Source organism: Streptomyces sp. NPDC026417 (assembly GCF_055567695.1).
This window is the reverse complement of the sequence record NZ_JBVHPY010000017.1, coordinates 178,420-202,907: the sequence shown is the minus strand read 5'-3', so window position 1 is coordinate 202,907 and position 24,488 is coordinate 178,420. Positions and strand designations below refer to the sequence as shown.

The following is a 24,488-nucleotide window of genomic DNA, read 5'->3' as shown; positions in this document are numbered from 1 at the left end:
GTCCCACTCAGCGGCCCGCGGTCCGGCCCGCGGAACCCGCGGGCGTGCTCGCGTCGCCTCCGCCCAGGACCTGCTCCTTGGCCCGGCGGAACTCGTCCTCGGTGATGGCGCCCCGGTCCCGCATCTCGGCCAGCCGGGCGAGTTCGTCGGCGCTGCTGCGGCCGCCGGTCGCGGTCTCCCTCACGTACTTCTTGAACTCCTCCTGCTGCGCGCGGGCCTGGGCCACTTCCCTGCTGCCCATGTCCTTGCCGCGGGCGATGATGTAGACGAGCACGCCCAGGAACGGCAGGACGATGCAGAACACCAGCCAGCCGGTCTTCGCCCAGCCGCTCATCCGGTCGTCGCGGAAGATGTCGGTGATGATCCGGAAGAGCAGGATGAACCACATGATCCACAGGAAGAACCAGAGCATGGTCCAGAAGGCGCTCAGCAACGGGTAGTCGTACGCCAGGTAGGTCTGTGCGGTCATGTCCGTCCTCCGTCCCGGGCGTCGGCCCGGCAGGGGTTCTCCGTCGTATCCAGCGTGCGCGCCGCAGGGACCGGCGGGCTCACCCGGGGAGGGTGAGTGCGGGCGCCGCAGGAGGGTGCCGGCCTGCGTCCCGAGGGGGCCGGGCGCCGTCACTCCGGCAGCCGGCGCATCTCCACGACGCGCAGTCCCAGCGACTGACAGCGCGCCAGCAGCCCGTACAGGTGCGCTTCGTCCACGACGGGGCCGAACAGGACGGTCTGGCCGGACATCACCACATGGCCCAGTTCCGGAAAGGCCTTGGCCAGGGTCTCCGACAGGTGTCCCTCGACTCGGATCTCGTAGTCCACGAGCTGTCCCTCCACTCGCTCGGGTCCCGGTCCACGCTCCTCCCCGCTCAGTGCGTCAGCACCAGCTTGAGGGAGATGATCAGCAGCCCGAGCAGCAGGTTCACCGACGCGGTGACGGCCATGAGCCGTCGGGACGCACCGGCGCGGTAGGCCGCGGCCACGGACCAGCCCACCTGCCCGGCCACGGCCACGGCGAGCGCCAGCCAGAGCGCCCCCGTCACGTCCAGGCCCAGGAGGGGGCTGACGGCGACCGCGGCGGCGGGCGGGAGCGCGGCCTTGACGATCGGCCACTCGTCACGGCACACGTGCAGCACCACCCGGCGGTCCAGGCCCTGCTGCGCAAGACGCGCCCCGAACAGCTGGGCATGCACGTGCGCCACCCAGAAGACCACGCCGGTGAGCACCAGCAGCAGCACCAGCTCGGTACGGGGGAACGAGCCCAGTGCGCCGGCGCCGAGCACCACGGAGGCCGCGAGCATGGAGCCGTAGACGCCGCCCGTGTAGTCGGCGTGGGCGCGGCGCTCGGCCCGGTGCTCTCCGCGCGTCCCGGCCGGGCCGGTGCGAATCCTGGACATGGGCGGCTCCTTACGGCCTGACTGCACGGGCGCCCCGGCCGCGTCGGCCCGGACGCCGGCGACCTCCGTGCCGACGTGCACTGCGGTGACCTTTCCGTCCGCCTCGCGCCCCGGGTGCCGGCGCGCGGCGGCCCGCCGCCTCTCCCATCGCAGCCGAAGCGGGCCGCCGGCGCCTCACCCGCCACGGGGGAGGGGCCGGGCGCGACGGGTCGCGGCCGGCCGCGGAGCCGGCGACCTGCGTGCCGACACGGGCGGCCGGGACGGCACACGCCGTCGCCGGACCCCGCGGGCGCGCCCTCACAGCAGCCCGAGGTCGCGGGCGCGGCGCACCGCGTCACCGCGCCGGCTCACCGCCAGCTTCCGGTGGACGCTCTTGAGGTGCGTCTTCACCGTGTTCACCGACACATGGAGATCGCCGGCGATCTCCTCCGTCGACATCATCCGGGCCAGCCGCTCCAGCACGTCGTGCTCCCGTCCGCTCAGCTCCACCGCGACCAGCGGTGCGGGCGGCGGCCCCGGCCGGCCCTGCCCCGCGGGCTCCTGCGCTCCCGGCACGAGCCAGCCGGCCGCCAGCTCGTGCAGGGGACCCGTGGCCAGCAGAGGCCCCAGCCAGGCTTCGGCGTCGAGGAAAGGACGCCGCAGCCGCTCGCGCCGGGCGTCCAGCAGCGCCCGCGCCACCAGGCGGCGGGCGGTGGCGGTGTCGCCCGCGAGCTGGGCGATCCGCGCTCGCACCAGCGCGGCCCGCACGGTCACCGCGGGACCGCCGCGTCCGCCGGCGCGGATGCCGTCGAGCAGATCGAGGGCGGCCTCGGGACGCCCCGCGGCGAGCCGGAGCCCCGCGGCCTCCGCGGCGCACACCGGCTGACCGGGCGTCATGTCCCGCAGTACGTCGACGGCTTCGTCGCGCCGCCCCTCCGCGAGGTGGGCGGCGGCGACCACGAGGGCGTGGTGCCCCGCGGCCCACGGGGACGCCGTGAGGGTGGAGACGGCCGGGTCCGCCGCCGCCACCGCGGCCCGCGTCCGGCCCCCGGCCAGCAGCAGCCGCGCGGTGGCGAGCGCCCGGGCCGCCGCCGTCACCGGGTCGGCCGTCCCGCCGTGCAGCCCGGCCGTCTCGTCCAACAGGCTCTGCGCCCGGCCGAGTTCGTCGCGGTCCACGGCCACGGCGGCCAGGACCAGCCGTTCGATGCCGGAGCCCGAGGGCTGCGGCAGGCCACCCCGCGCCGCCTCGGACAGGGCCGTCAGCGCCCTGCGCTCCGCCCGCTCCGGCCGGCCGTTCAGGTGGTCGAGCAGGGCCAGGTGCCCCATCGCCTCCGCCCGGGGCAGTACGGTCGCGGCGCCGCCCCGGGTGCCGACGACGGCGGCCAGGACGGACTGCGCCTCCTCGAAGTGCCCCGCCCACAGGTGGGCGGATCCCAGATGCGTCAGCAGCAGGGCGGTCAGCTCGGGGTGCCGGTCCAGGAGTGGCGCGGGGACCCGGTGCCGCAGCTCCTCGGCCGACTCCGCCGCCTCACGCGCCCGATCGGGGCAGCCGGTCAGCCGGGCGGCCAGTGCCTGGAGCAGCGCGCAGCTCAGCCCGGCCGCCGCGCCGGCTTCGGTGCCGCGCAGGCGTTCCTCGGCGCGGTGCAGGCGGCTCAGGCCCCGCTCCAGGTCGAACCCGGACAGGTCGCGGGCGGCGCGCACGAGGTCGGCGGCGGCACTCCCCGCCTCGGGCCCCATCCGGGAGAACAGCCGGCCGAGCCCGTCCGCGTGCAGGCCGGTGAAGAGCTGGCCGATCGCCAGATCGTCGACGAGCGCGCCGGCCGCGAGATCGAAGTCGCCGGCGGCGGCCCCGTGGGCGAGCGTCTCCGGCAGGAGACCCGCGCGCCGCAGCCACCGCGCGGCCCGCCGGTGCAGTTCCGGCTCCGTGCCGGGCAGGCGCTCGCGCAGATGCGCGCGGAGTATCTCCGCGAACAGCGGATGGAGCTGGTACCAGGACTGCCCCAGGTGCTCGACGAACGCGTTGTCGCGGTGCAGCGCGGCGAGCAGCGGCGCGGCGTCGTTGCGCCGGGTCAGGGCGTTCACCAGGTCGGGACAGAAACGGTCCAGCACGCTCACCCGCATCAGGAGGTCCTGCGTCTCGGCCGACCGCCCCTTGAGGACCTCGGCCAGCAGGAAGTCCGCGACGGTGCTGCGGCCCGCCTCGAACTCCTTGAGATAGAGCTCCGGGTCCGCGCTGTCCCGCGCCGCCAGGGCGAACAGGCGCAGCCCGGCGGCCCAGCCCCGGGTGCGGTCGACCAGGGCGCGCGTGGCGGGGTCCGGAAGACGCAGCCCGTGCAGGTCCAGCAGCACGGCTGCCTCCTCGGGGGTGAAGGCCAGCTCGGCGGCGCGGATCTCCGTCAGTTCGCCGGCCGCCCGGTAGCGGTGCAGGGGCAGCAGGGGCTCGGTGCGGGTGACGAGGACGAGGCGCAGGCCCGGCCCGGAGTGGTGCAGGACGAACTCCAGTTGCTCCGCGATCTCGGGCGCCGTCACCCGGTCGTAGTCGTCGAGGACGAGGACGACGGGCCGGTCGCCGTCGTTCAGCCCGGCGGCGAGCGCGGTGAGCAGCCTGCGGTCCACCCCGGCTGCGTCCGCGGGGGCGCCCACCGCGGCGGGTACCGGGACACCGCAGGCGCGCAGGGACTGCAGGACGTACGCCCAGAACACGCCGGGCCTGCAGTCCCCCGCCTCGGCGGTGAGCCAGGCGACCGGCCGGTCGAGTCCGGCGGCCCACTCTGCCGCCAGCAGCGTCTTGCCCGCTCCGGCCGCCCCGTTGACCAGCGTCATCGGCGTGCCGAGCGCCTCGTCGAGATGATCGACGAGCCGTTGCCGCCGTACGTGGGAGGCCGGCCTCGCGGGCAGGGTGAACCGGGTGCGCAGAAACGGGTCTCCCAGCGGATCGGCGGACGGTCCCAGGGCGTCCTCGCGTGTCTCGGCCACGGCGTTCACCACCCTTGTCCACCAGGGTCACGGCATGGGCAGGGCTCCTTGCCTCAGCATCCCAGTCTTCCGGGACCGGCGCGCGCCACGCTCCGGCCACGGCTCCTCACCTGCGTGGATGTCCGACATCGCGGACCCGGCCCGGCCGCCCGCCCGGGGAGCCCGCGGGGGAGGGCGCGGGCGACGGTACGACGGGGCCGGCGGGCTCAGGCCGGGCGGCCCACGGCGGAGAAGTCCGGCCGGAAGGGACTGAGCATGTCCCCGTCCGGCTGGATGACGCCGTAGCTGCCCTCCGGGACCTGGTTCCAGGCACCGGGGAGATCGCCGAGGGGTTCCGACACGACGAGCCGGGTGTCGTCGGAGACCTCGCGCAGGAAGGAGGCGTCCGGGTGCAGGGCCCGCAGGGCGTCCACCGCGGTGCTGAAGAACAGCGACCGCGAGTGGCCTTCGCTGGAGTAGCGGAACGCCCACAGCCGTTCGCCGTCGGCCACCGCGACCGTCATCTGCAACGGGTCGGGGACGCCGTGCGCGCGCCCGGTCGCCTCGACCAGACCGGCCATACGGGCCACGGCACCGGGCGGATCGTCCGTCAGACCGAACGTGAGGGCCAGGAAGAACATGAGCTCGGAGTCGGTGGAGCCCTCGATGTCGGGATACAGGTCGGGATCGACGGCCAGGGCGAGATCCCGCCGGAGCCGGTGGAACCCGCTGATCATGCCGTTGTGCATCCACATCCAGCGACCGCTCCGGAAGGGATGGCAGTTGCTCTGCTGCACGGCCGTTCCGGTCGAGGCCCGGATGTGCCCGAAGAACAGATGCGAGTGGACATGGTGGGCGACCTCGCGCAGATTACGGTCGTTCCACGCGGGCCCCACGTCCCGCAGCACCGCCGGAGTGGCCGTGCCCGGGGAGTACCAGCCGATGCCGAACCCGTCGCCGTTGGTCGTCTCGACGCCCATCCGCGCGTGCAGGCTCTGGTCGATCAGGGAGTGCTGCGGCTCGAACAGCACCTTGCTGAGCAGGACGGGCGTACCGGAGTAGGCGACCCAGCGGCACATGACGGCCCCCGTTCATCACGTCGGAAACCCACCCCAGTATCGCTCCCGGGCGCCCCCCGGGCACGTCGGCCCGTCACCGCGGTCCTCATCCGGCGCGGCGCCGGCGGAACAGCTTCGGGGAGCCCCGGGGATCCTTCGCCGCGCTCGACGGCGCCGGGTTGCAGCCGCAGTTCCTGCACCTGGTAGCAGTCCGAGTGGACGGTGGCGACGACCGCGCCGCACGTGCACACCAGGTTCGGGCCGTACTCGCCGTCCATCCCGCAGCAGTAGCCGCGGCCGCCCGTCCCGGCCGAGGCCGAGGCGATGGAGAGGGTCCCCGCGACCAGCAGGGCGGGGTTCTCGGGGTTGGCGACGCGAGAGCGGCGGCGAGACCGAACGCCTTGACCGGGGTGAAGCGGTCGACGGCCTGCATCCAGCCGGGTGTCTCGGCCGGGCGCCCTTCCCGGGGGCGCCCCCTGCGCGCTCATGAGCGGGTGACGACGCCGGAGCCCTTCGACCGGTGTCTGGAGGAACTCGCCGAAGGCGCTCCATGCGGAGTCGACGTCGTGAACGGCCTGAGGATCGACCCCGTGCCGCCTCGCTATCTGCGCGAACACGTCACCACTCGACCGCCGGGGGATGCGCATGCCGGGAACCCACCGCGCTGGTCAGGGGATGAAAGAGGCGATCAGCAGGGCGAGGGGGAAGAAGATCAAGGGGACGGCCATCGACCAGCCCATGCGCGAGGACGTCTTCGAGCCGACGAGGATGCAGAACGGCGTCATGAGGAGTGCGTAGACATAGAAGCCTGCCCAGGCGACGGCTCCGGCTCCGGACCCCATGGTTCCTCCCCGCGGCAGCTGCGGCAACGCCGATGACGGCATTCCGCCGCCATCCGGACTCCCCGTATTTGAACACGTTCAAGTTCCTTCCGCCAGGGCGCCCGCGTCACGGGTGCGCGTCGCACGGCCGGCGTGCGGCGGTGCCCTGGACGCCGGCAGCAGTGGAACGTTTCGGCCTCCGGCGGCGTCGTTCCCCACCGGGGCACGGCGGCCGTGCCCCGGGGAGGGGTGACCGGGTGCCCAAGGGCGGCTTCGCCGAGTGGATCGAGCGCTTCGAGGACCAGCGCGAGCGCAGGAGTGCCCGAGGCGACCCCGACTGGGCGCGGGGCGCGACGCTGCATCCGGCGGTGTGGGCGAGCATTCAGCGCTTCCAGGTCGGCGAGGACGGTGACGGCGCCAACCTCGTCGGCAAAGCGGACCGAGCCGGCGACGCCGACTACGGGCGAGCGGTCCGCCTCTTCGTCGCCGAGGAGCAGAACCATGCCCGCCTGCTCGCCCGTCTGCTGGCCGCGGGAGGCATGCCGACGCTGACCGGGCATTGGAGCGACACGGTCTTCGTACGGCTTCGGCGTCTGATGGGTCTCCGCATGGAACTGCTGGTGCTGATGATCGCGGAAGTGGTGGCGCTCCGTTACTACCGCGCCCTGCGCGACGGCACCGCCGACCCGCTCACCGCGGACGTGGCGGGGCGGATCCTGTCCGACGAGGAGCGCCACGTCCCGTTCCACTGCGAGCGACTGCACGACTCCCTCGCCGAGCTGCCTCGCGGGATGCGCCGTCCGGTGATGGCCCTGTGGCGCCTCCTCCTGCTCGCGGTCTCCTCCGTCGTCGCCGTCGACCACGGCCCGGCCCTGCGCCGACTCGGCGTCCGACGCCCGCGGTTCGTGGCCGACGTCATGACCTCGTCCCGCGCGATGGTCTCCGCGGTGCTGGTGCCCCCCGTATGAAGGGACAGGCGTGAGCTGACGACGGCAAGCTCGCGCGCCACGTGGGGAGCCGTTCCCACCGTGCCGGTGGGGGTTGGTGCATCCGGATGAATCCCACCTCGGGCACCCTCCGGATTTTTTCGGAAGTCGGTGGCCCGGGGATGTCGAGAACGTGCCACCTGCTCCGTCCCAGGGACATCAGCGGCCACCACCGGCCGCACGACACAGAAGGAGAAACCGGCATGGCGATTCAGCGGATGGACAACGTGGGCATCGTCGTCGAGGACATGGATGCCGCCGTGGCGTTCTTCGTGGAACTCGGCATGGAGCTGGAGGGCAGGGGGGAGGTCCAGGGCACCTTCGCCGACCAGTGCACCGGACTCGACGGCGTCCACTGCGACATCGCGATGCTCCGGACCCCGGACGGCCACAGCCGGCTGGAGCTGGCGAGGTACCGAAGCCCCGCGGCGACCAGCGCCGGACCGCGCAACCGGCCGCACAACATCGTGGGCACGCACCGCGTGATGTTCGCCGTCGACGACATCGAGGACACCGTCGCCCGTGTGCGCCCGCACGGCGCCGAACTCGTCGGCGAGATCGCCCGGTTCGAGGACATCTACCTCCTCTGCTACCTCCGCGGCCCGGAGGGCATCATCGTCGGCCTGGCCGAGCAGCTGCGCTGAGGACGGCTGTCGGGCTTGCCGAGCTCTGCGCGGGTGCCGGCCGTCGCACGCACGATCCAGCATGCCGCAGGCGTTCGTACCGGCCGGTAGTCTCGATCGTCCATGAGGCGACAACGGGGGGCGTCAGCGAGATGGCGAAGCCGGTACGTGCGGCACTGGGCGAGATGTGGATCACTTGTCAGGTCTGCAAGGGAGACCTGTTCCGGGAGCGAAGCGTTCTGCTCAACAGCACCGGCATGGAGTTCATGAAGCTGGCCTGGGCCGACGAGAGCGCCTCGGGCCTCATCTGCTGGCGATGCGGATACGTCCACCTCTTCGTCAACAACAACATCAAGCTCTACGAAGCCGGCAAGTAGCGGATTGCACCTGGGGGACCCGGTACGGCGCCGGGCCCCCGACCCTCGGTGCGAACCGGACTACATCGAGGCGGAACCCGGGGCGGCCCGGTGTCCCGGTCGGCCGCGGACGCCGGATGACCAGCAGGGACAGGGGCCTTGCCGATCGCCTCCCGTGTGCAAGAAGGTACGTCCATGGCAGAAGCCCCTGATGTGGAGACCGCGTGGGCATGGCTGTTGGAGCGTCGGCCCATGACCCGGGGCTGCTTCGACGACACGTTGCCGCCCGTCGCGGCTGCCGCCTACGCGGAGCCCGTGCTCCGCACCCTCTTCCCGTTCCACACCCACGGCACGCTCAAGTTCATCCGCGCTGCTCCCCCCTGGCACGAGCCACCGGTCGATGATCTGCCGTTCGTCGTGCTGGGAGAGCCGCCGTACAGCGTCCACGCGGCCGGTCACGCGACCCGCCTCGGAGAGGCGGCGACGCCCGAGGACGCCATCAGCCTGGTGGTGGCCCACCTGCCGGCGGACCTGCGCCCGGACGCAGCCGGCCGACGGTCCTGAACGCGGTGCCGTCCAGGCCCGGCCGGTGCCGGAAGTGCGGGGCGAGCCGGTCCTGGTCGCCCGGCACGCGGTCACGGTGGCGCACGTACGGCACTGGTTGCCCGAGTAGGTGTCGGCGGCTGATGTCGACTGTCTTCGAGTGCCCTCCGACTGCCCGGCGGCACGACTGCAAGGGGTCAGCCGCCTGCGGGCCACCCGCCTTCATCGTGAACGAGGATGCCCGGGGAATTCGGATCAACCGCACCCGTGTACGGACTTGGCCGGAAGGCCCGGCGGGTACGCGGCAGTGGCACCTCGGCCAGTTGTCCGCCATGCATCATCCAAAGACCGAAGCAGTCGTCCTCCTCGTCATGGATCAGCACTTGCAGGGTGTGCGGTGCCGTCCAGGGCAGTGATTCCAGGTGTGTCAGCAACCCGATCCACCAGCTCCGACGCACAAACTCGATCCCCCAGCCGTCGATGCCGTTGCCGATCGGTGTGAAGCAGCCGGTCCACGGGCGAGAGTCGTCAGGTCGCGTCAGCGACTCCATGATCTCTGTGTCCTTGGTCAGCACGACGACCTCGGCGAATCTGCTCATGGCGGAGTATCGCCGCATGCAAGGCAGGTGCGGCAACTGATCTGGCCGGGTTCCTGGAGCTGCGTACGCTCTCGCAGATCGGCATCACCAGGGACGTGTACACGCACGTCGTGCAGGACACCCGGCGCTAGGCCAGGAGTCGCATGGACCGGCTGCTCAGAATGGGGCCCGGTCGCCGGTGACCGTCGCGGCTGATGTCAAATCTGGATGTCAGAAGGGGGCCACCTGCCGAAGTCGGTAGGTGGCCCCCTTCTGAAGTGGTGCCCCCGGCAGGATTCGAACCTGCGACACCCGCTTTAGGAGATCATTCGGGCGATCCGCTGGTCAGCAGCGAGACATGCCCGCCCACATGCAGTGGCGTGCAGTCGGTCCTCCGAGTACGGCTAGGTGCGCCGACGTTGCCGTCAAAGACTGCCGTCAGTCATCTGCGTCTGCCGCCTCGCTTGCCCGGCCATGGCCTACAGACGCCAGCGTTCGTGGTGGTGGCGGACGCACTAGGCAGAGCTGACGACGCGGCCCGTACGGCGGGGAGGCCGGGCAATGCCCGACCTTCGGCATCGAACGATGAACGGCGTCTGACTACCCGATGCCGGGCGCTCCCGATGCCCACGTTTCTCGGAGTCCTCACCGCTGCATGACGAAGACAGAGAAAATGGCAACCCTCTGTAGCCGGCTCATGCGATGATGCAGCAACTTAGCGGATAGAAAGCTGACTGGTGGGCATGGAATTCTTGACTCTGAACGCAAAGAACTTCCGAGCGTACGAGGAATTCACACTGGATGCTAGCAGTGCGGGTCTCACTCTCGTGACTGGACCCAATAACTCGGGCAAGAGTTCTTTGCTAAATGCGCTTGACGTAGTAGCCATGCTGCCTTCCGAGACGCCGTTCGGAAGGTATGGTGCATCACCTGTTGTACGTGCGTGTTTTTCACTCTCTGCTGAGGAGCGGAGAGAGATCCTCGGCCGTGGCAGTGATCCCGATGAAGGCCTCATTACTAGAGGAGACCTTAAATGGGTAGAGTGGAAATTCGCCGAGCTTGAGGGAAAAATGCGGCCGGTTGAGATTTCTGCCCCGCTCCGGCAAGCGCCAGTTCCGCTCGCGAAGGTTTACCGCGATGGTGGAAATTACAAAATTGATGCTCCGGGGCAGGCTATCAGGGATTGGAATGGTACGCCAAATATCCATGTCGGTTACGATGTTGATTCGGCTGAAATGGTGCTCAGTCGCCCTGGGGGAATCCCTTCCCTGGGAGGCATATTGAAGCTCTTCACTGACTGGCAGCGAGGATATTTTCATTTCGATCCTCTTCGCCGCTCGCGTGCACGGGAAGTGCCGCTAGCCTCTCATGAGCGGCTTGAGCGCGATGGTCAAAACCTTGCTGAGGTGCTGATCCATCTTCAGCACAATGACCCAGAATCCTGGAAACGCCTCAGCAGCCTTTTGGAAAGGATAGTTCCTAACGTTGGTGAGCTGATGACACCTACTTCGCAAGGTATGTTTCATGTCGCCTTTCGAGAGATGCATGACGGACGGGCTTTCTTTCATAACCTCAAGGACGTAGGCACTGGAGTAGAGCAGGTTCTTCTCACCCTCGTCGCGGGCTTGACCTCATCGGCACAGACCGTGGTGCTTGAAGAGCCTGAGACGGGCCTGCATCCAGCTGCGCAGCGAGCGCTGTTGAACGTCATTCAGGATTGGGCCCGAACGAAACGTAACTTCTTCATCTCGACTCACTCGACCGTATTTCTCGACTGGTCTTCATCGGACATTTTGTCGGTTAGTCGAGATGTGGATGGCGCACGGGTTAATGCTGTATCGAATAACCGTGCGGAAGTCCTTCACGCTCTCGGGGTGCGCCTTAGTGACGCTCTCTCGGCGGAGAGGCTCCTTGTTCTGGAGGGAAAGTCTGACGAGCTGATTATGCAACAGTGGTTTCCCGAACTGATCGGCAATCCGGCGGTAGCAATCATTAGGGGGGAAGGAGGGGACAGTGCTCGCCACGTGGATATTCTAGCCAAGTGGCTGGAGCAGGCCGATCAGATTGGGCTGAGGAAGATCCTGTACGTGCGTGATCGAGATGAGCTTCCTCAAAGGTTGCTGGAGAAGCTTGAGGCGAAGGAAACTGCCTTCCTTCTTCCCTGTCGGGAGATCGAGAATCTACTACTCGACTTCGATGCGCTTTCTGCCTATTTTGCTGACCGTGCGGGAAAAGCGTTTGATCCAATTGAGATTGGTGAATATGCAAGAAATGTCGCCGACGGGCTTCGTCAGACGGTAGTGATGAAGCGGACCGCGTGGGATTTGGAGCCGCTGCGGTTTGTGGATAATAAGCTACGCGACAGGCTTTCGCGGAGGAATGCAGGAAAAGAGCAAATCGTCGAGGCAGTCGTGTCAAGGATCCCGGAGAGGGATACCTACGCCGAACATGTCCGATCTCGCTGGGATTGCAATGAGGTTGCGGTTCTAGATTGTTGGGATAGTGAATGGAAGATCCTGACACCTGGATTCGAATTGCTTCATGCTCTCTATCGTGAATATCTAGGGGTTTCGTATGACAAAGTGAGTGACGGTCCAATCCTTGCCGCTAAGGTCTCCCCGCCGGAGTCTCTCGCAGAGATCGTGAAGAGCTTCATTGGGTAGCGCGAGTGTCTTTGTACAGATAGCCCGGTAGGCGCTGGGAGGTGGTCCGCTGGCGATGCCGCTGCGTGGACCGCCCTGAAACGCGAGATCATCCGGGCGCCCTACTGGTCAGCGGTGAGCCGTGTTGGTCTCTCGTGAATGGTGTGCGGTCGGTCCTCCCAGTACGGCAACGTGCACTGGTATTGCCGTCAAAGACTGGCGTCACTCCACTGCTTCCCCTCGCCTGCCTCACGGGGGGTACGTCAGCGATCAGCGCCTAAGCGCGAGCCCTGCCCACGGCCAGGAGGTGTGAACTGGCAGCAAGCAATTCCGGGTACGGCTCTGCCATGCGCGCCGCCTCCATGGCGGAGGCGATCAGCTCGTCCGTGGGCCCCTCACCCGGCTGCTGCTCGGCAGCCTTCACGAGCGACCACGCGGGCCCCTCGATCCCGAAGACCTGCACATCCGTCAATCCAGAGGCCGCCAACTCCGCCACAAGCTCTCCGAGGTCGCCCGCACCCCGCGCCCGAAGCGCAGCCCGGATGAGCTGCTGGACGAGGCGCGGAAGGCGACGGCCGATTGGCCGGACGCCAGGCTGACCGCCGAGGGCATCCGCCGTGAGGTCCGCACCTCCCCGGCGAACGCCCGCACGCTGCGCGACACCCTGCGCGCCGAACGCGGCCTCCAGGTCGCCTGATGGCCACGCTGCCGGTCTACCGGTGGCGGCTCGCCCCGGACGGCTACGCCACCTACCGCCAGCTCCGCGCCCTCGGACTACGACCCGGCGGTCAAGGGGTGGCGGCGCAGGTGGAACGCCCCCGGCGGCGCCGGGGCCCGCTGGTCGCCTACCTGTACCGCATCGACCGGGCGAAGCCGGTCCGGCCGATGACGTCGGCCCGGTGGGCGGCCCTGGCCAAGGCCAACGCCGCCCGCCGCATCTGCCCCGAGTGCCGACGTGATGCGGGATACGTCATCCCGCCCTCGCTCGGCATGTGTCCTGCCTGCGCCTTTCCCGACAACGCCCCGGAGGCTGCGTCATGGAACAGCTCCCCGCACAGCGCCCCCTGACCGTCGTTCAGCTCCCCGACGGCAGCCACGTCTACGCCGACCCCACCGCCCTGCCCGCACAACAGCCCGCCGGGCCGCAGGTGGTCCACATCCACCAGGCCCCGCCGGACCGCACGGTGCAGCGCGTCGCCCTCGGCTCCGGGGTGGGTGCCGGTGCGGTGGCGACCGGCGTCTACTTCGGCCCGCTGCTCGTCGGCGCGTTGACCGCCATCGCCGCAAACCTGGCCATGCTCGCCTTCATCGCGCTCGTGCTGGGCTGGTCCGTCGTCACGGTCGTCCGCGCCGTCGGCGACAGCAGCAAGAGCACCGGCAGGCGCGGCCGCAAGGGCCGCTGAACCACCCCGAAGCCGTAGGCGCCCCGCAGGGCGTCCGAGCCCCCTTCCGGGTGGGGTTTGACCCCCGGACGGCCGTTCGGCCGCCAGAGACCCCGTAGCAACGCAGGGCGACGGAAGTTTCTGTCCTCGCGCGCGCACGCGTAGGGCCCGCCTCGGAAACCAGGAAACCGGAAACACGCTCACTCCGCGTAACAAGCACGTGTGGTGACGGGCCGTCGCATGGCCCGTCACCACCAACTCACTGAGCCCGGAAATGAGGACACCCGTGAGCCACGGACAAGTCTGGCGCACCCACCGCCAGTACGCCGCCACTGCCGCCCGCTGGACCGCCGACCACTGGCGCAAGGAAGCCGAGCGCCGCCGCGCCCTGCGCGCCGAACGCAAGCCACTCGTGCGAGACGCCCGCCGCGCTCTGGCCACCGCACGCGCCATCGACCCCGAGGGCGTCACCCCCATCCGCCACCGCGCGGAGCGGGAGTTGCGCACGGCCAAGCGGCGTGTGCCGGACCCGATGTGGCTGTTCGCCACCAAGACCGCCGCCGCGCTCGGGGCCGCCGGGTACGTGTGGCTGCCGCAGGTCTCCGCCCGCGCATGGGTGTGGTCGGCCGTGGCCGTCGTCGCTGCGGTCACCGCCCTGTCGGTGTGGATCGCGGTGCGCGAGCGCGACACCAGCGGACTGAAGTCCACCGCCGAGGAGTCCGCGCTGCTCAAGCGTCTTCAGCCGCAGCACTGGAAGGAGCATGCCGAACAGCGCGGCCTCGCCGGGACGCTGACCGGGCGGCCCAAGCTGACCGATGCCGGGATCGTGTGCGCCGTTCGGCTCGACGGCACGTGGACGGCGACCAAGTTCCGTGGTGCCGAGGAGCACGTTCGCAACCTGCTCGGGGCCCGCACGAGCCTGCGCATGCAGATCAAGGCGGGCAAGCAGGGCGGCTGGGCCGAACTCACCTTGCGCACCCGCAGCGCGGCCGACGGCGACGACCTGACGTGGACGCCCGAGCGACGCTCCCTCGGCATCGACACCGTCACCGGCGAGCAGGTGAGCGTGCCGCTCGGGGAACGGCTACTCATCGCCAGCCGCTCCGGTGCCGGTAAGTCGGTCGCCTCCTGGCCGCTGCTGTTCGACGCGTCCGAAGGCGCCACCAACGCCCTCGTCATCATCGACCTCAAGCGCGTGGAAGGCCGCCTGTGGGACCACCGCGCCCGCGTCGCCTCCACCCCGCGCGAAGTCGTCGACCTGGTCGACGAGCTGGAGACGGAGATGCTGGAACGGCTCGCCATCCTGCCCAAGGGACAGGACACCTGGACCCCCACCGCCGAGCGGCCGCGCATCACGGTCGTCGTGGACGAGGGCGCCGAGGTCATGACGGCCGCCGACAAGGTTCCGTGCGAGACCGAGAGCGGCGACGGCAAGACTCGCACCGTCAACCGTTCCGCCCTACCGGGCCTGGAGTCCATCGCACGGATGGGCCGCGCTGCGTGCATCGACCTGTGGTGGATGACGCAGAAGCCCAGCATCAACGACGGCATCCCCAAGCAGATCGCCCCGCAGATCGGCGTCTCCATCTGCCTCGCGGTCCGCACGCCGGCCGAAGCCCGCGTGGTCCTCGGCGAGGACGCTCAGGCCAAGGGCTGGAACGCCGACGAACTCCCCGTCCCGGAGACGCACGTTCGGCTCTACCTGGTGCCCGTGCTCGGTACCAAGCGGCTGGAGTCGCTGAGTGTCGCCGATGTGCGCCGCTTCATCACGCGCATGCAGACGACGCACACGGCCGCCACTGCCAAGGAGGCGCACCGCGTGCTCCGTACCGCGCTCACGGCGGCCGTACGGGAGGAACTGATCACTCGGAACGTTGCCTCGCTGGTGGAGCCACCGCGCGTCAAACAGCGCGAGATTTGGCCTTGGTCCCTGGAAGAGACGTTGGCCTTCCTGGAAGCGGCGCGGAAGGACCCGCTGTACGCCGCCTTCGTCCTGGCCATCGCCATGGGGCTGCGACGCGGTGAGCTTGTGGGGCTGCGCTGGTCGGATGTGGACCTGGACAACCGGGTGTTGCACGTGCGTCAGCAGACAACGCTGTACGACGACGACCCGAAGAGTCGCCGCAGCCGCGTGGTTCCGATGCCCGCACTGTGCATCGCGCCGCTGCGCTGGCACCGATTGCGGCAGCGTGAGACCTACACACGCACGGGTGTCGAATGGTCGGAGAGCGGCTACGTCTTTGCCACGCGGAACGGCCGGCCGGTCGAGCCGCGCAACGTCTATCGGTCGTTCACGCGAGTCGCCGCCGATGCCGGGCTGCGCGTGGTCCGGCTGCACGACGCCCGGCACGGTTGCGCCACGCTGCTGACGGCGGCGGGCGTCGCGCCCCGCGTCATCATGGAGATCCTGGGGCACAGTCAGATCAGCATCACGATGGACGTGTACACGCATGTCGTGCACGACACCCAGCGTGAGGCGATCAGCCACATGGACCGGCTGCTCAAGCGGCGTCTGCCTGCCGCCTAGCCACAAAGGGAACGGCGTTGCTCGGGTACTTGATGTACCCGAGCAACGTTCGTTCTCGATACATGCTTGATTTTCGTACTCGATACATGCTCCACTCGTGTCATGACGAACATCCGGCTCACCAAGCCGACGATCGCCGTCCTGGAGGCGCTGCTCTCCGCGACGAGTGACACTCCAGCCTGGGGCCTCAGCATCTGCCGTGATGCCGACCTCGGTCCCGGCACCGTCTATCCGATCCTCGACCGACTTGCCGAGCGCGGCTGGGTCACCAGCCATGAGGAGTCTGGTCCCCACCCGGGCCGGCCGGCCCGCCGGTTCTACGAACTCACAGGAACCGGCCGCCAGCAGGCTAGTCAGTCCCTGGAAGCCCGAAAGGCTCGTCGCTTCGGTCTTGGCTTGGCTGGGGGTACTGCATGAGCCGCCGAATTCATCACCCAACGGTCGATGTGGTGAGGCTCTCGCCACAGGCCCGCGCATCTCTCATGGAACTGAGCGACAAGGAGCGCCGGGATGTGGCTGACCGCCTCAGGTCAGTAGCGAAGGGGCACGTGCTCCTCATGCCCTCGATCCTCGCCAGGGGCGGCCCAGCTCACTCCGATGCGATCGACCTTGGAGGCGGATTGACGATCGCTGCAACCGCAACCAACAGTGGTTCGAAGCCCCAGAACTCGCCACGGGGTGCGTACTCGGTTGCCATCGACGTTGAGCAAATCACGCTGCGTCGCGCAGACGCGATCGACTCCCCGCCGCGCTCGGCTCTGAGGACGACAGGTTTTGCTGCTCTGTTGGCTGGGCGGCGCCGTTCCCACCTGTATCGGGATTGGGTGGCTTTGCTGGCTGGCTCACCGGAGGATGGCGTTACGTTCTCTTCAGGGCGCCAGTTCGTACTGGCGCTGGGCTTCCTGTGCGCAGCGCTGCGTATGCGCATGAATGATCTCGCCCGTCTGCTCTGGTGGCCGGTGGACTGGTTGCTGAGTACTTCGTCGCGTACGAACGCGTTCATCACGGCCGTGGTGGGCATGCAGGCGATCTACATCGTTCGCCACGATGGGTTGACAGCCCTTGTGACCGAGGTGTGGCATCCCTGCGCCCTCGCTGGGGCGGCACTCTTCGCTCTGGCGCACTGGCTCCGCCGCGTGCGCGGCATTGATCCGGCTACTACAGACAAGAAGGGTGCCGACGAGTAGGCGTAGGGAGTCGCTGCCGTCAAGCTCTGCCGTCAAAGGCCCCGGACCATGATCGGTCCGGGGCCTTTTGGCTGGTGCCCCCGGCAGGATTCGAACCTGCGACACCCGCTTTAGGAGAGCGGTGCTCTATCCCCTGAGCTACGAAGGCGTGCGGATCTCGGTGGAGACCCGGCGACTAGCGTAGCGGATGGCCGCACGGGTCGAAGGGGTCAGTGGGGGGCGTGGGGGCTCGGGCCGTCAAGGGTGCGGCGCGGGGCGCGACTTGGGGCGGGGCGCGGTGCCCGGTGCGTCGTGAGCTGGGGGGCGGGGCGGCGGTGATCGCCCGGGGATGATCATCCGGGGGTGATCCTCCGGTGGTGCTGGTCCGCAGTCCGAGGCGGATGCCCGTGCGGGCATCCGCGTCCGAGGTTCCGAGCGGCGCCCGCCCGCGCGTCGGCGCCCGCCCGTGCGTCGGCGCCCGTCCGTGCGGACCGGCGCCTACCCCGCCGATTTCTGCGGGGGTCGAGTGGAGGCCCATCGACCTTCGAGTGGAGATCGAGCACCCAGACCCTAAACCGCATGGACGGTTTGTTACCCTCATTCGGAGTCTCTCCAGCCGGAATGGGAGCCCCCGATGGCCAAGCAGGAGCGCGCGGTCCGTACCCGCAACGCGTTGATCGAGTCCGCCGCCCAGCTTTTCGACCAGGAGGGCTTCGAGGTGGTCACCCTGGCGGCCATCAGCGCCCGCGCCGGGGTCAGCAACGGGGCGCTGCACTTCCATTTCGCGAGCAAGGCCGCCCTCGCCGAGGCGGTCGGCCGGGCCGCGGCCGAGCGGCTCGAATGGATCACCGGAGTGGGGGAGGGGTCGGGGGGAGGAGGGGGCCCGTCCGTGGCCGTACCTCCACCGGAGGGCGCGAACGCACCGGCAGGCGGTTCCCTCCAGGTCCTCGTCGACGCCTCCCACGCCCTCCTGCACGGGCTGAGTCACGACGTCGTCCTCCGTGCCGGGTTCGCGCTGACCGGAGGGGCGGATTCCGTCACGGCCGGTGATCAGCTGCATCGCCGGTGGCACGAGTACGTGATCGACATACTCGGCCGCGCCGACCGCGAGGGCCTCCTGGCCAGGGACGTGTCCGCGCGGGACGCGGCCAACACCATCGTCGCCACCGTCGTCGGCTTCGAGACCCTCGGGGCGCGGGACGAGCGGTGGCTCTCGCGGACCACCCTCACCCGGTTCTGGACGCTGCTGCTCCCGCGCCTCGCCGCCGCGACCGTCGTCGGCGGGCTGATCGCCGCCGGGCGGCCCTCGGCGGACGCCGCCGTCACCCCCGGAGCGCAGGCAGCACAGGCCAGGAACGGCACCGGCGTGTAGGCGGGCACCCCCCCGTCACGCGCTCGGTACCCGCCCGAACCTCCCCGCCTCCCGCAGATCCGTCTCGATCCGCGTCGCCGCCGCATGCAGTTCCGGAAGGACCTCCGACACGCACTGCTCCGGCGTCCGGCGGCTGCTGTGCATCGCGACGTTCACCGCGGCCACGACCCGGCCCGCGACGTCGCGCACCGGTACGGCGATGGAGCGCAGGCCCTCCTCCAGTTCCTCGTCGACCAGGGCGTACCCCTGCTCCCGTACCCGGTCCAGGACGGCTCTCAGCTGCTCGGGGTCGGTGACCGTACGAGGGGTCAGCGCGGCCGCCTCGGGCAGCTGCGGGTCCGGGAGGCCCGCCAGCATGGCCCGGCCGAGCGAGGTCGCGTACGCGGGCAGCCGGGTGCCGACCGTGACGTTGACGCTCATCACCCGCCGGGTGGCGACGCGCGCCGTGTACTGGATGTCGTCGCCGGCCAGGACCGCCAGCGACGCCGAGTCCTGGAGCTGCTGGGAGAGCGTGGTCAGGTGCGGTGTCGCGATCTGCGAGAGGGTGAGCCGGGACAGCGGCGGATAGCCGAGGCCCAGGACGCGCGGGGTCAGCCCGAAGACCCGGTCGCGGGCGGTGACGTACCCGAGGTGCTCAAGGGTGATCAGGGCGCGCCGGGCCGTGGCCCGGGCGAGCCCGGTGGCCTGCGCGACCTCCGAGAGCGTCAGTTCGGCGCGGCCCTCGCCGAACGCCGTGAACACCGTCAGGCCGCGGGCCAGCGACTCGATGAACTCGCGGCCCAGTTCCTGCTTGGAGGCCCCCGTCCACCCGGCGAGCCCGGACCGTGCGGCGGGCTCGGCGGGCGGTGTCCGCCGCAGTTCCTCCTCCATGGCGTCCACGGCCCTCCGCAGCCGGGGCAGCAGCGTGTCCCGCAGATCAGCGGCCGTGTGCCGGCTGGTGTGGCTGACCACGCTGACGACGCAGGCGATCCGGCCGGAGCCGTGGTCGCGCACCGGCACGGAGAGGGCGACCAGCCCCTGCTCGATGAGCTGGTCGTCGAGGGCCCAGCCGGTCTCCCGGGCCTCGGCCGTACGCCGCTCGAAGTCGTCCCCGAGGGCCGGCCGGCACCGGGGCGGTTCGGCACCCTGCGCCGGTGCGTCCGTGGACGGCGACCGCTCCCCCGTACGCCCGGCGCCCGTCGTGCCCGCTCCGGGGCCCGCGCCCGCCGCGCCGGTCCGCGCCCCCGGGGCCTCGTCCTCGTCCTCGTCGATGTCCAGCGGCCGGCTCCTGGCGGGCACCGCCGGGAAACCGCGGTCCTCCGGATCGGCGGCCCGGCGGGCGTGCCAGCGCGCCCACTCGGCGGCCCCCCACTCGGTCGCGAAGAGCGGCCCCGGGGCGGTGCGTTCGGCCGGGAGCAGGTCGCCGATACGGAAGCTGAGGGACATCGCGCGCCGACGGGTGGCCTGGTGGATGAACCGGATGCCGTCGAGGTCGCAGACGGCCAGGGACACGGATTCGTCGAGCTCGTCGGCGAGGGCGTCGGCGTGCGCGGCGAGGAGCCGGGGGAGGCGCAGCGCGGCGAGGTAGGCGTTGCCGAGCTCCATGAGGCGCGGCGCGAGCACGGCGTCGCGGCCGTCCAGGCGTACGTATCCCATGCGGGCGAGCGTGGCCGTGATCCGGTCGACGGTGGACCGTGCGAGCCCGGTGGCCCGCTCCAGGCCGCTCAGGCTGGAGGCCCCGTCGGCGTCGGTCAGCCGCCGCAGGACGGCGATGCCGCGCATCAGGGGGGCGACCGCTTCGGCGGGTACGGGGGTGTCGAGTGCCGGCGAGACGTTCGATGGCATGGGGAGCTCTCCGTTGCGGATCTCAGGTGAGACACCGTAATGCTTGGCGGGCCGCCCCAGCAGGAGCGCGGCACCGGGCCCCGGGGGGACCGCCGCCCCTCACCGTCGCGTCACGAACACCCGGTAGTTCCCCGCCAGATCCGCCCCCGCGACCGTGACGCGGACCCCCGTCTTCGGGTCCTGGAAGGACTCGCCGGGCGTGAAGGGCGCGTCGGAGAGTTCCGCGTGGACGTTGGGGCTGCGGGTGCAGCCGCCGCTGTCGCGCTGGGAGTCGAGGACGCTGACGGGGCCGTTCCCGGTGTCGATGTCGGCGTCGACCTTGTAGATGAGGATGCCGGGACGGCAGACGGTCTCGTCGTTGCCGGCGCGGGTGCGCAGCTCCAGCGCGTACCCGGTCTTGGTGTCGAGCGGGACGAAGACCAGCTTGGTGCCGCCGCTCCTGGCGAGCGGGCTCAGGGTGTACTCGCTGGTGCCGGGGGCGGCGGCGCAGCGGACCTGGGACTCGTCGAGCCAGCCGAGCTTCCACTTGTGCCAGCCGAGCAGGTCGTTGTCGGCGCCCCAGTCCTCGCTCATGATGTCCCAGTGGCCGACCGCGCCGCCGCCGTCCTGGGTGTAGAGGTCGGGGAGGCCGAAGGTGTGCCCGTTCTCGTGCGGCAGGACGCGGTAGCCGGTGTCCCCGTAGGAGCCCGAGCCGTCGTCCTGGCGGCTGTAGACGAAGGACGCGTTGGCGACCGGGACGCCGTCCGCGACCGGGGCATCCGGGTTGCCCGCGAAGGTCACCGACAGGACGGTGTCCAGGGCGGAGGGTCCCGCGTTCGGGGTGACCAGCACGTTCAGGATGTCGTACGCGCGGAAGTCCACCTTGGGGTCGGCGGCGGCCACGATGTCCTGGACCAGGTCCCGGTAGCCGGGCTCGAAGGGGGCGCCGCGTTCTATGCCGTACTGCTTGAAGGACCGCGGCATCCGCAGCCAGTCCCGGATGGGTGCTTCCGGGCGGTAGTCGAGGCGGCCGTAGGAGCTGGTGCGGAACCATTCCCTGGTCTTGGGGAAGAACTCCGCGAGGCGGTCGAGCGCGCTGCCCTCGCCGGGCGCGTCGGAGAAGTCGACCATCAGGTTGAGGGCCCGGACGGTGCCGGTGGAGCGGGCGTAGCCGGGCGGGGTGGGGATGCCCTCCGACATCTGCACGTTCACGGCGCCGCTGATCATGCAGGAGCCGAGCGCCGTGGAGCGGGCCAGCGCGATGGAGCCCGACGTGGTCGAGCCCGCCGTGAGGTGCCCGGTGCCGGCGGAGGTGCTGACCGCCAGCGTGAGGGCGGTCACCGACGCGAAGGCGGCCACACGGCGCGGGCGTATCCGACGGCTGGTCGGCTGCATGCATGGGCCCTTCGCTCCCCGGCAGCCGCCGGTTTCCGGCTGCACCCTTGCGATCACCCTCGGCCGCGGGGTGCGGGGGCGCTCGCTGGAGGAGACCGAACGTGGGTTTCTTTCCCGAAAAGAGTGTGACGCAGGTCACATGGAGCCCGGGAAATAACCGGGGATCGTTTCCCCGTTTAGCCAGGTGTCCGAGCGAAACGGGGAAACGGTCCCCGGATCGCCGCCAGGGCGACCGGACCGCGACGGAGACCCCGCCGCACCGGGTACCCGGACCGCGACGGAGCCCGCCGCACCGGACCGCAGGACCCCGGAGCGCATCCGGGCGCACGACCCCGGAGTCGCCTCCGGACGCAGCACCCCGGAGTCGCCTCCGGGCCGCACCACCTCCGGAGTCGCCTCCGGAGCCCCGCCGGACCGTCCGATCCGGCCGACCTACTGGAGGAGTACGCCGTGGAGACCGCCACCCCCACGCAGCGCCGAGCGTCCCGGCCGCGCGCCGATGCCCTGCGCAACAGGGAGCGGATCGTCAGCGCGGCCCGCGAGATGTTCGTCGAGTTCGGCCCCGACGTGCCGTTCGACGAGATCGCCCGCCGGGCCGGTGTCGGCAACGCCACGGTGTACCGCAACTTTCCCGACCGCGACGCACTGGCGCGGGAGGTCGTCTGCTCGGTCATGGACCGCACGTCGGAACAGATCGAGACCGCCCTCGCCGAGGGCGGTGACGCGTTCGAGGCACTGAGCCGCTTCGTGCACGCCGCCGCCGACGAGCGCATCGGCGCCCTGTGCCCGATGCTCTCCGAGGGCTTCGACCAGAACCACCCGGATCTGGTCGCCGCCCGGGACCGCATCACGGAACTGGTCGAGCTGCTCATGGAGCGCGCTCGCCGGGCCGGCCAGCTGCGCCCCGACATCGCGTTCGGCGACATGATGATCGCCCTGACCCAGCTCACCCGGCCGCTGCCCGGCACCGCGTGCCAGGGGATCGACCGGTTCGTACACCGCCATCTGCAGCTGTTCCTGGACGGTATGCGGGCGCCGGCCCGTTCCGTACTGCCCGGAGTGGCCGCCACCGTGGAGGACCTGCGACGAGCCTGACCGATGAGTCCGGCGCCCGGCGCCGGTCACTGTTCGCACCACGCTTCCGGCCGTCACCGACGACGCGCCGTCCCTCCCGACGACATCACCGGCCGTCACCGTCGACGAGCCGTCTCCTCACCTTCGCTTTCTGATCCCTTTTTTCGCTACGAAGTACCGAAGTGGGTACCCCCATGTCTGAAACAGTCCGGGCCACCGCCAAGGCGGATCTGGCCGACGCCCATTCCAACCGCTGGAAGGCGCTCAGCTTCATCGCGCTCGCCCAGCTGATGGTCGTCCTCGACGCCACCATCGTGAACATCGCCCTGCCCTCCGCCCAGCAGGACCTGGGGATCTCGGACGGCAACCGGCAGTGGGTCATCACGGCCTACGCGCTGGCCTTCGGCGGACTGCTGCTCTTCGGCGGACGGATCGCCGACCTGTGGGGCCGCAAGCGCACCTTCGTCGCCGGCCTGATCGGTTTCGCCGGCGCGTCCGCCCTCGGCGGCGCGGCCACGAACGAGGCGATGATGCTCGGCGCCCGCGCCCTGCAGGGTGCCTTCGGCGCGCTGCTCGCGCCCGCCGCGCTCTCCCTGCTCGCGGTGATGTTCACCGAGCCCAAGGAGCGCGCCAAGGCGTTCGGCATCTACGGCGCGATCGCCGGTGGCGGCGGCGCCGTGGGCTTCATCCTCGGCGGTGTCCTCACCGAGTACCTGGACTGGCGCTGGACGTTCTTCGTGAACATCCCGTTCGCGATCATCGCCGCCGCCGGCGCGTACTACGTCATCCGTGAGCCGGCCGGCGGCCGCAACCGCTCGCCGCTCGACATCCCCGGCGTCATCCTCTCCATCCTCGGCCTGGTCACGCTCGTCTACGCCTTCACCCGCGCCGAGTCCGACGGCTGGGGCGACTCCGTGACCGTCGGCCTGTTCGTGGCGTCGGTGGTCCTGCTCGCCGCGTTCGTGTTCGTCGAGTCCCGGGTCAAGGCACCGCTGCTGCCGCTGCGCGTCATCACCGAGCGCAACCGCGGAGGCGTCTACCTCTCGCTCGGCCTGGCGATCATCGCGATGTTCGGCCTGTTCCTCTTCCTGACCTACTACCTGCAGATCGTGAAGGGCTACTCGCCGGTCAAGACCGGCTTCGCCTTCCTGCCGATGATCGGCGGCATGATGGTGGGCTCCACGCAGATCGGCACCCGCCTGATGACGCGGGTCGCACCGCGCCTGCTGATGGGCCCGGGCTTCCTGGTCGCCGCACTCGGCATGCTGCTGCTGACCCGGCTGGAGATCGGCTCCTCCTACGCCAGCACGATCCTGCCGGCGATGGTCCTGCTCGGTCTCGGCATGGGTACCGCGTTCATGCCCGCCATGTCGCTGTCCACGCACGGTGTCGAGCCGCGTGACGCCGGTGTCGCCTCCGCGATGGTCAACACCTCGCAGCAGGTGGGCGGTGCGATCGGCACGGCCCTGCTGAACACGATCGCCGCCTCGGCGACGACCTCGTACATCAAGGACCACATCGCGGGTGCCACCTCGCAGTCCCAGCAGCAGCTGGTCCAGCTGCAGGGCCAGGTGCACGGCTACACCAACGCCATCTGGTTCGCCGTCGGCATCCTGGTGGTCGCCGCCACGGTGGCCGTGACCTTCATCAACACGGGGCGTCCGAACATCGCCCCGGCGTCCGGCGAGGGCGTGGGCGACGGCATCGAGGACGAGCTCAAGGTCCCGGTGATCGCCCACTGACACCCGGTACCCCGCCCCGGGGGCCGAAGGTGCTTCGCGTACGGGACGGGGGGTGGGGACGCCCCGCCCGTACGCGTCCCAGGGTCCGCCCCGGT

At 70.3% G+C, this 24,488-nt stretch carries 21 protein-coding genes, 1 tRNA gene and 3 pseudogenes; 14 read left to right on the top strand and 11 right to left on the bottom strand.

Translation table 11 applies throughout. From position 1 onward, the window contains the following. Positions 1–7: 7 nt before the first annotated feature. The 6 genes from ACZ4NT_RS26005 to ACZ4NT_RS25980 form a co-directional block, all read right to left on the bottom strand. Positions 8–469, bottom strand: a complete 462-nt coding sequence (locus ACZ4NT_RS26005; protein ID WP_121402373.1) for an SHOCT domain-containing protein — start codon at positions 467–469, stop codon at positions 8–10. 149 nt (positions 470–618) lie between these two features. Continuing rightward, on the bottom strand, positions 619–816 hold the full coding sequence (locus ACZ4NT_RS26000) for a hypothetical protein (protein ID WP_121404680.1): 198 nt from the start codon (positions 814–816) through the stop codon (positions 619–621). Positions 817–863: 47 nt separating this feature from the next. Next, positions 864–1,391, bottom strand: coding sequence for a hypothetical protein (locus ACZ4NT_RS25995; RefSeq protein WP_121404681.1), 528 nt, complete (start codon positions 1,389–1,391; stop codon positions 864–866). 297 nt (positions 1,392–1,688) lie between these two features. Beyond that, positions 1,689–4,346, bottom strand: coding sequence for a winged helix-turn-helix domain-containing protein (locus tag ACZ4NT_RS25990; RefSeq protein ID WP_467727886.1), 2,658 nt, complete (start codon positions 4,344–4,346; stop codon positions 1,689–1,691). Between the two features lie 206 nt (positions 4,347–4,552). Continuing rightward, positions 4,553–5,404: a class II glutamine amidotransferase gene (locus ACZ4NT_RS25985; protein ID WP_121402374.1), complete on the bottom strand. Its 852-nt coding sequence runs from the start codon at positions 5,402–5,404 to the stop codon at positions 4,553–4,555. 647 nt (positions 5,405–6,051) lie between these two features. After that, positions 6,052–6,225 carry a hypothetical protein gene (locus ACZ4NT_RS25980; protein WP_183116822.1) on the bottom strand — a complete coding sequence of 58 codons (174 nt, stop codon included), beginning with the start codon at positions 6,223–6,225 and terminating at the stop codon, positions 6,052–6,054. A gap of 236 nt (positions 6,226–6,461) precedes the next feature. Here ACZ4NT_RS25980 and ACZ4NT_RS25975 point away from each other — a divergent pair, with 236 nt between their 5' ends. The 4 genes from ACZ4NT_RS25975 (at position 6,462) to ACZ4NT_RS25960 (ending at position 8,733) form a co-directional block, all read left to right on the top strand. Further along, positions 6,462–7,172 (top strand): ferritin-like domain-containing protein, encoded by a 711-nt coding sequence (locus ACZ4NT_RS25975; RefSeq protein ID WP_467727883.1) that lies wholly within the window; start codon positions 6,462–6,464, stop codon positions 7,170–7,172. Between the two features lie 221 nt (positions 7,173–7,393). Beyond that, entirely contained in the window at positions 7,394–7,834 is a 441-nt protein-coding gene (locus ACZ4NT_RS25970; protein ID WP_121402376.1) for a VOC family protein, read from the top strand. Positions 7,835–7,965: 131 nt separating this feature from the next. Next, a complete protein-coding gene (locus tag ACZ4NT_RS25965) occupies positions 7,966–8,190 on the top strand; it encodes a hypothetical protein (RefSeq protein ID WP_121402377.1) in 225 nt (74 codons plus the stop codon). A gap of 174 nt (positions 8,191–8,364) precedes the next feature. Beyond that, positions 8,365–8,733, top strand: a complete 369-nt coding sequence (locus ACZ4NT_RS25960) for a DUF6193 family natural product biosynthesis protein (RefSeq protein ID WP_467727880.1) — start codon at positions 8,365–8,367, stop codon at positions 8,731–8,733. Positions 8,734–8,909: 176 nt separating this feature from the next. On the opposite strand, the gene ACZ4NT_RS25955 is transcribed toward ACZ4NT_RS25960, so the two are convergent. Next, the gene (locus ACZ4NT_RS25955) at positions 8,910–9,311 is read right to left on the bottom strand and encodes a hypothetical protein (RefSeq protein WP_147464350.1); all 402 of its coding nucleotides are present in this window, start codon (positions 9,309–9,311) and stop codon (positions 8,910–8,912) included. A 722-nt stretch (positions 9,312–10,033) separates the two neighbouring features. Between ACZ4NT_RS25955 and ACZ4NT_RS25950 the strand changes: the two genes are divergently transcribed. Continuing rightward, the gene (locus ACZ4NT_RS25950; protein ID WP_467727878.1) at positions 10,034–11,953 is read left to right on the top strand and encodes an AAA family ATPase; all 1,920 of its coding nucleotides are present in this window, start codon (positions 10,034–10,036) and stop codon (positions 11,951–11,953) included. 256 nt (positions 11,954–12,209) lie between these two features. On the opposite strand, the pseudogene ACZ4NT_RS25945 reads toward ACZ4NT_RS25950, so the two are convergent. Beyond that, positions 12,210–12,434: pseudogene (locus ACZ4NT_RS25945) on the bottom strand (methyltransferase); the annotation flags it as partial. A 3-nt stretch (positions 12,435–12,437) separates the two neighbouring features. Here ACZ4NT_RS25945 and ACZ4NT_RS25940 point away from each other — a divergent pair. From ACZ4NT_RS25940 to ACZ4NT_RS25915, 6 genes and pseudogenes are all read left to right on the top strand, one after another. Further along, a pseudogene (locus ACZ4NT_RS25940) lies at positions 12,438–12,629 on the top strand (DUF2637 domain-containing protein); the annotation flags it as partial. Further along, positions 12,629–13,000, top strand: coding sequence for an RRQRL motif-containing zinc-binding protein (locus ACZ4NT_RS25935; protein ID WP_467727876.1), 372 nt, complete (start codon positions 12,629–12,631; stop codon positions 12,998–13,000). The pseudogene ACZ4NT_RS25940 and the gene ACZ4NT_RS25935, both read left to right, overlap by 1 nt. After that, positions 12,970–13,335 carry a DUF6251 family protein gene (locus tag ACZ4NT_RS25930; protein ID WP_467727874.1) on the top strand — a complete coding sequence of 122 codons (366 nt, stop codon included), beginning with the start codon at positions 12,970–12,972 and terminating at the stop codon, positions 13,333–13,335. The genes ACZ4NT_RS25935 and ACZ4NT_RS25930 overlap by 31 nt, the downstream gene beginning before the upstream one ends. Before the next feature lie 1,660 nt (positions 13,336–14,995). Further along, positions 14,996–15,841: pseudogene (locus ACZ4NT_RS25925) on the top strand (tyrosine-type recombinase/integrase); the annotation flags it as partial. 102 nt (positions 15,842–15,943) lie between these two features. Then, the gene (locus ACZ4NT_RS25920; protein ID WP_467727873.1) at positions 15,944–16,258 is read left to right on the top strand and encodes a PadR family transcriptional regulator; all 315 of its coding nucleotides are present in this window, start codon (positions 15,944–15,946) and stop codon (positions 16,256–16,258) included. A 65-nt stretch (positions 16,259–16,323) separates the two neighbouring features. Further along, positions 16,324–17,028 carry a hypothetical protein gene (locus tag ACZ4NT_RS25915; RefSeq protein WP_467727871.1) on the top strand — a complete coding sequence of 235 codons (705 nt, stop codon included), beginning with the start codon at positions 16,324–16,326 and terminating at the stop codon, positions 17,026–17,028. Positions 17,029–17,100: 72 nt separating this feature from the next. Here the strand turns inward: ACZ4NT_RS25915 and ACZ4NT_RS25910 are convergent. Further along, a tRNA-Arg gene (locus ACZ4NT_RS25910) sits at positions 17,101–17,176 on the bottom strand. 465 nt (positions 17,177–17,641) lie between these two features. Between ACZ4NT_RS25910 and ACZ4NT_RS25905 the strand changes: the two genes are divergently transcribed. Then, the gene (locus ACZ4NT_RS25905) at positions 17,642–18,379 is read left to right on the top strand and encodes a TetR family transcriptional regulator (RefSeq protein ID WP_467727870.1); all 738 of its coding nucleotides are present in this window, start codon (positions 17,642–17,644) and stop codon (positions 18,377–18,379) included. Between the two features lie 15 nt (positions 18,380–18,394). On the opposite strand, the gene ACZ4NT_RS25900 is transcribed toward ACZ4NT_RS25905, so the two are convergent. Together ACZ4NT_RS25900 and ACZ4NT_RS25895 are read right to left on the bottom strand one after the other, a co-directional pair. Continuing rightward, entirely contained in the window at positions 18,395–20,203 is a 1,809-nt protein-coding gene (locus ACZ4NT_RS25900) for an IclR family transcriptional regulator domain-containing protein (RefSeq protein ID WP_467727869.1), read from the bottom strand. Positions 20,204–20,302: 99 nt separating this feature from the next. Then, the gene (locus ACZ4NT_RS25895) at positions 20,303–21,577 is read right to left on the bottom strand and encodes a M6 family metalloprotease domain-containing protein (protein WP_121402383.1); all 1,275 of its coding nucleotides are present in this window, start codon (positions 21,575–21,577) and stop codon (positions 20,303–20,305) included. A gap of 450 nt (positions 21,578–22,027) precedes the next feature. Here ACZ4NT_RS25895 and ACZ4NT_RS25890 point away from each other — a divergent pair, with 450 nt between their 5' ends. Both ACZ4NT_RS25890 and ACZ4NT_RS25885 read left to right on the top strand, forming a co-directional pair. Beyond that, positions 22,028–22,672 carry a TetR/AcrR family transcriptional regulator gene (locus tag ACZ4NT_RS25890; RefSeq protein WP_121402384.1) on the top strand — a complete coding sequence of 215 codons (645 nt, stop codon included), beginning with the start codon at positions 22,028–22,030 and terminating at the stop codon, positions 22,670–22,672. Between the two features lie 173 nt (positions 22,673–22,845). Beyond that, on the top strand, positions 22,846–24,393 hold the full coding sequence (locus ACZ4NT_RS25885) for an MFS transporter (protein WP_121402385.1): 1,548 nt from the start codon (positions 22,846–22,848) through the stop codon (positions 24,391–24,393). The last annotated feature ends 95 nt before the right edge of the window (positions 24,394–24,488 follow it).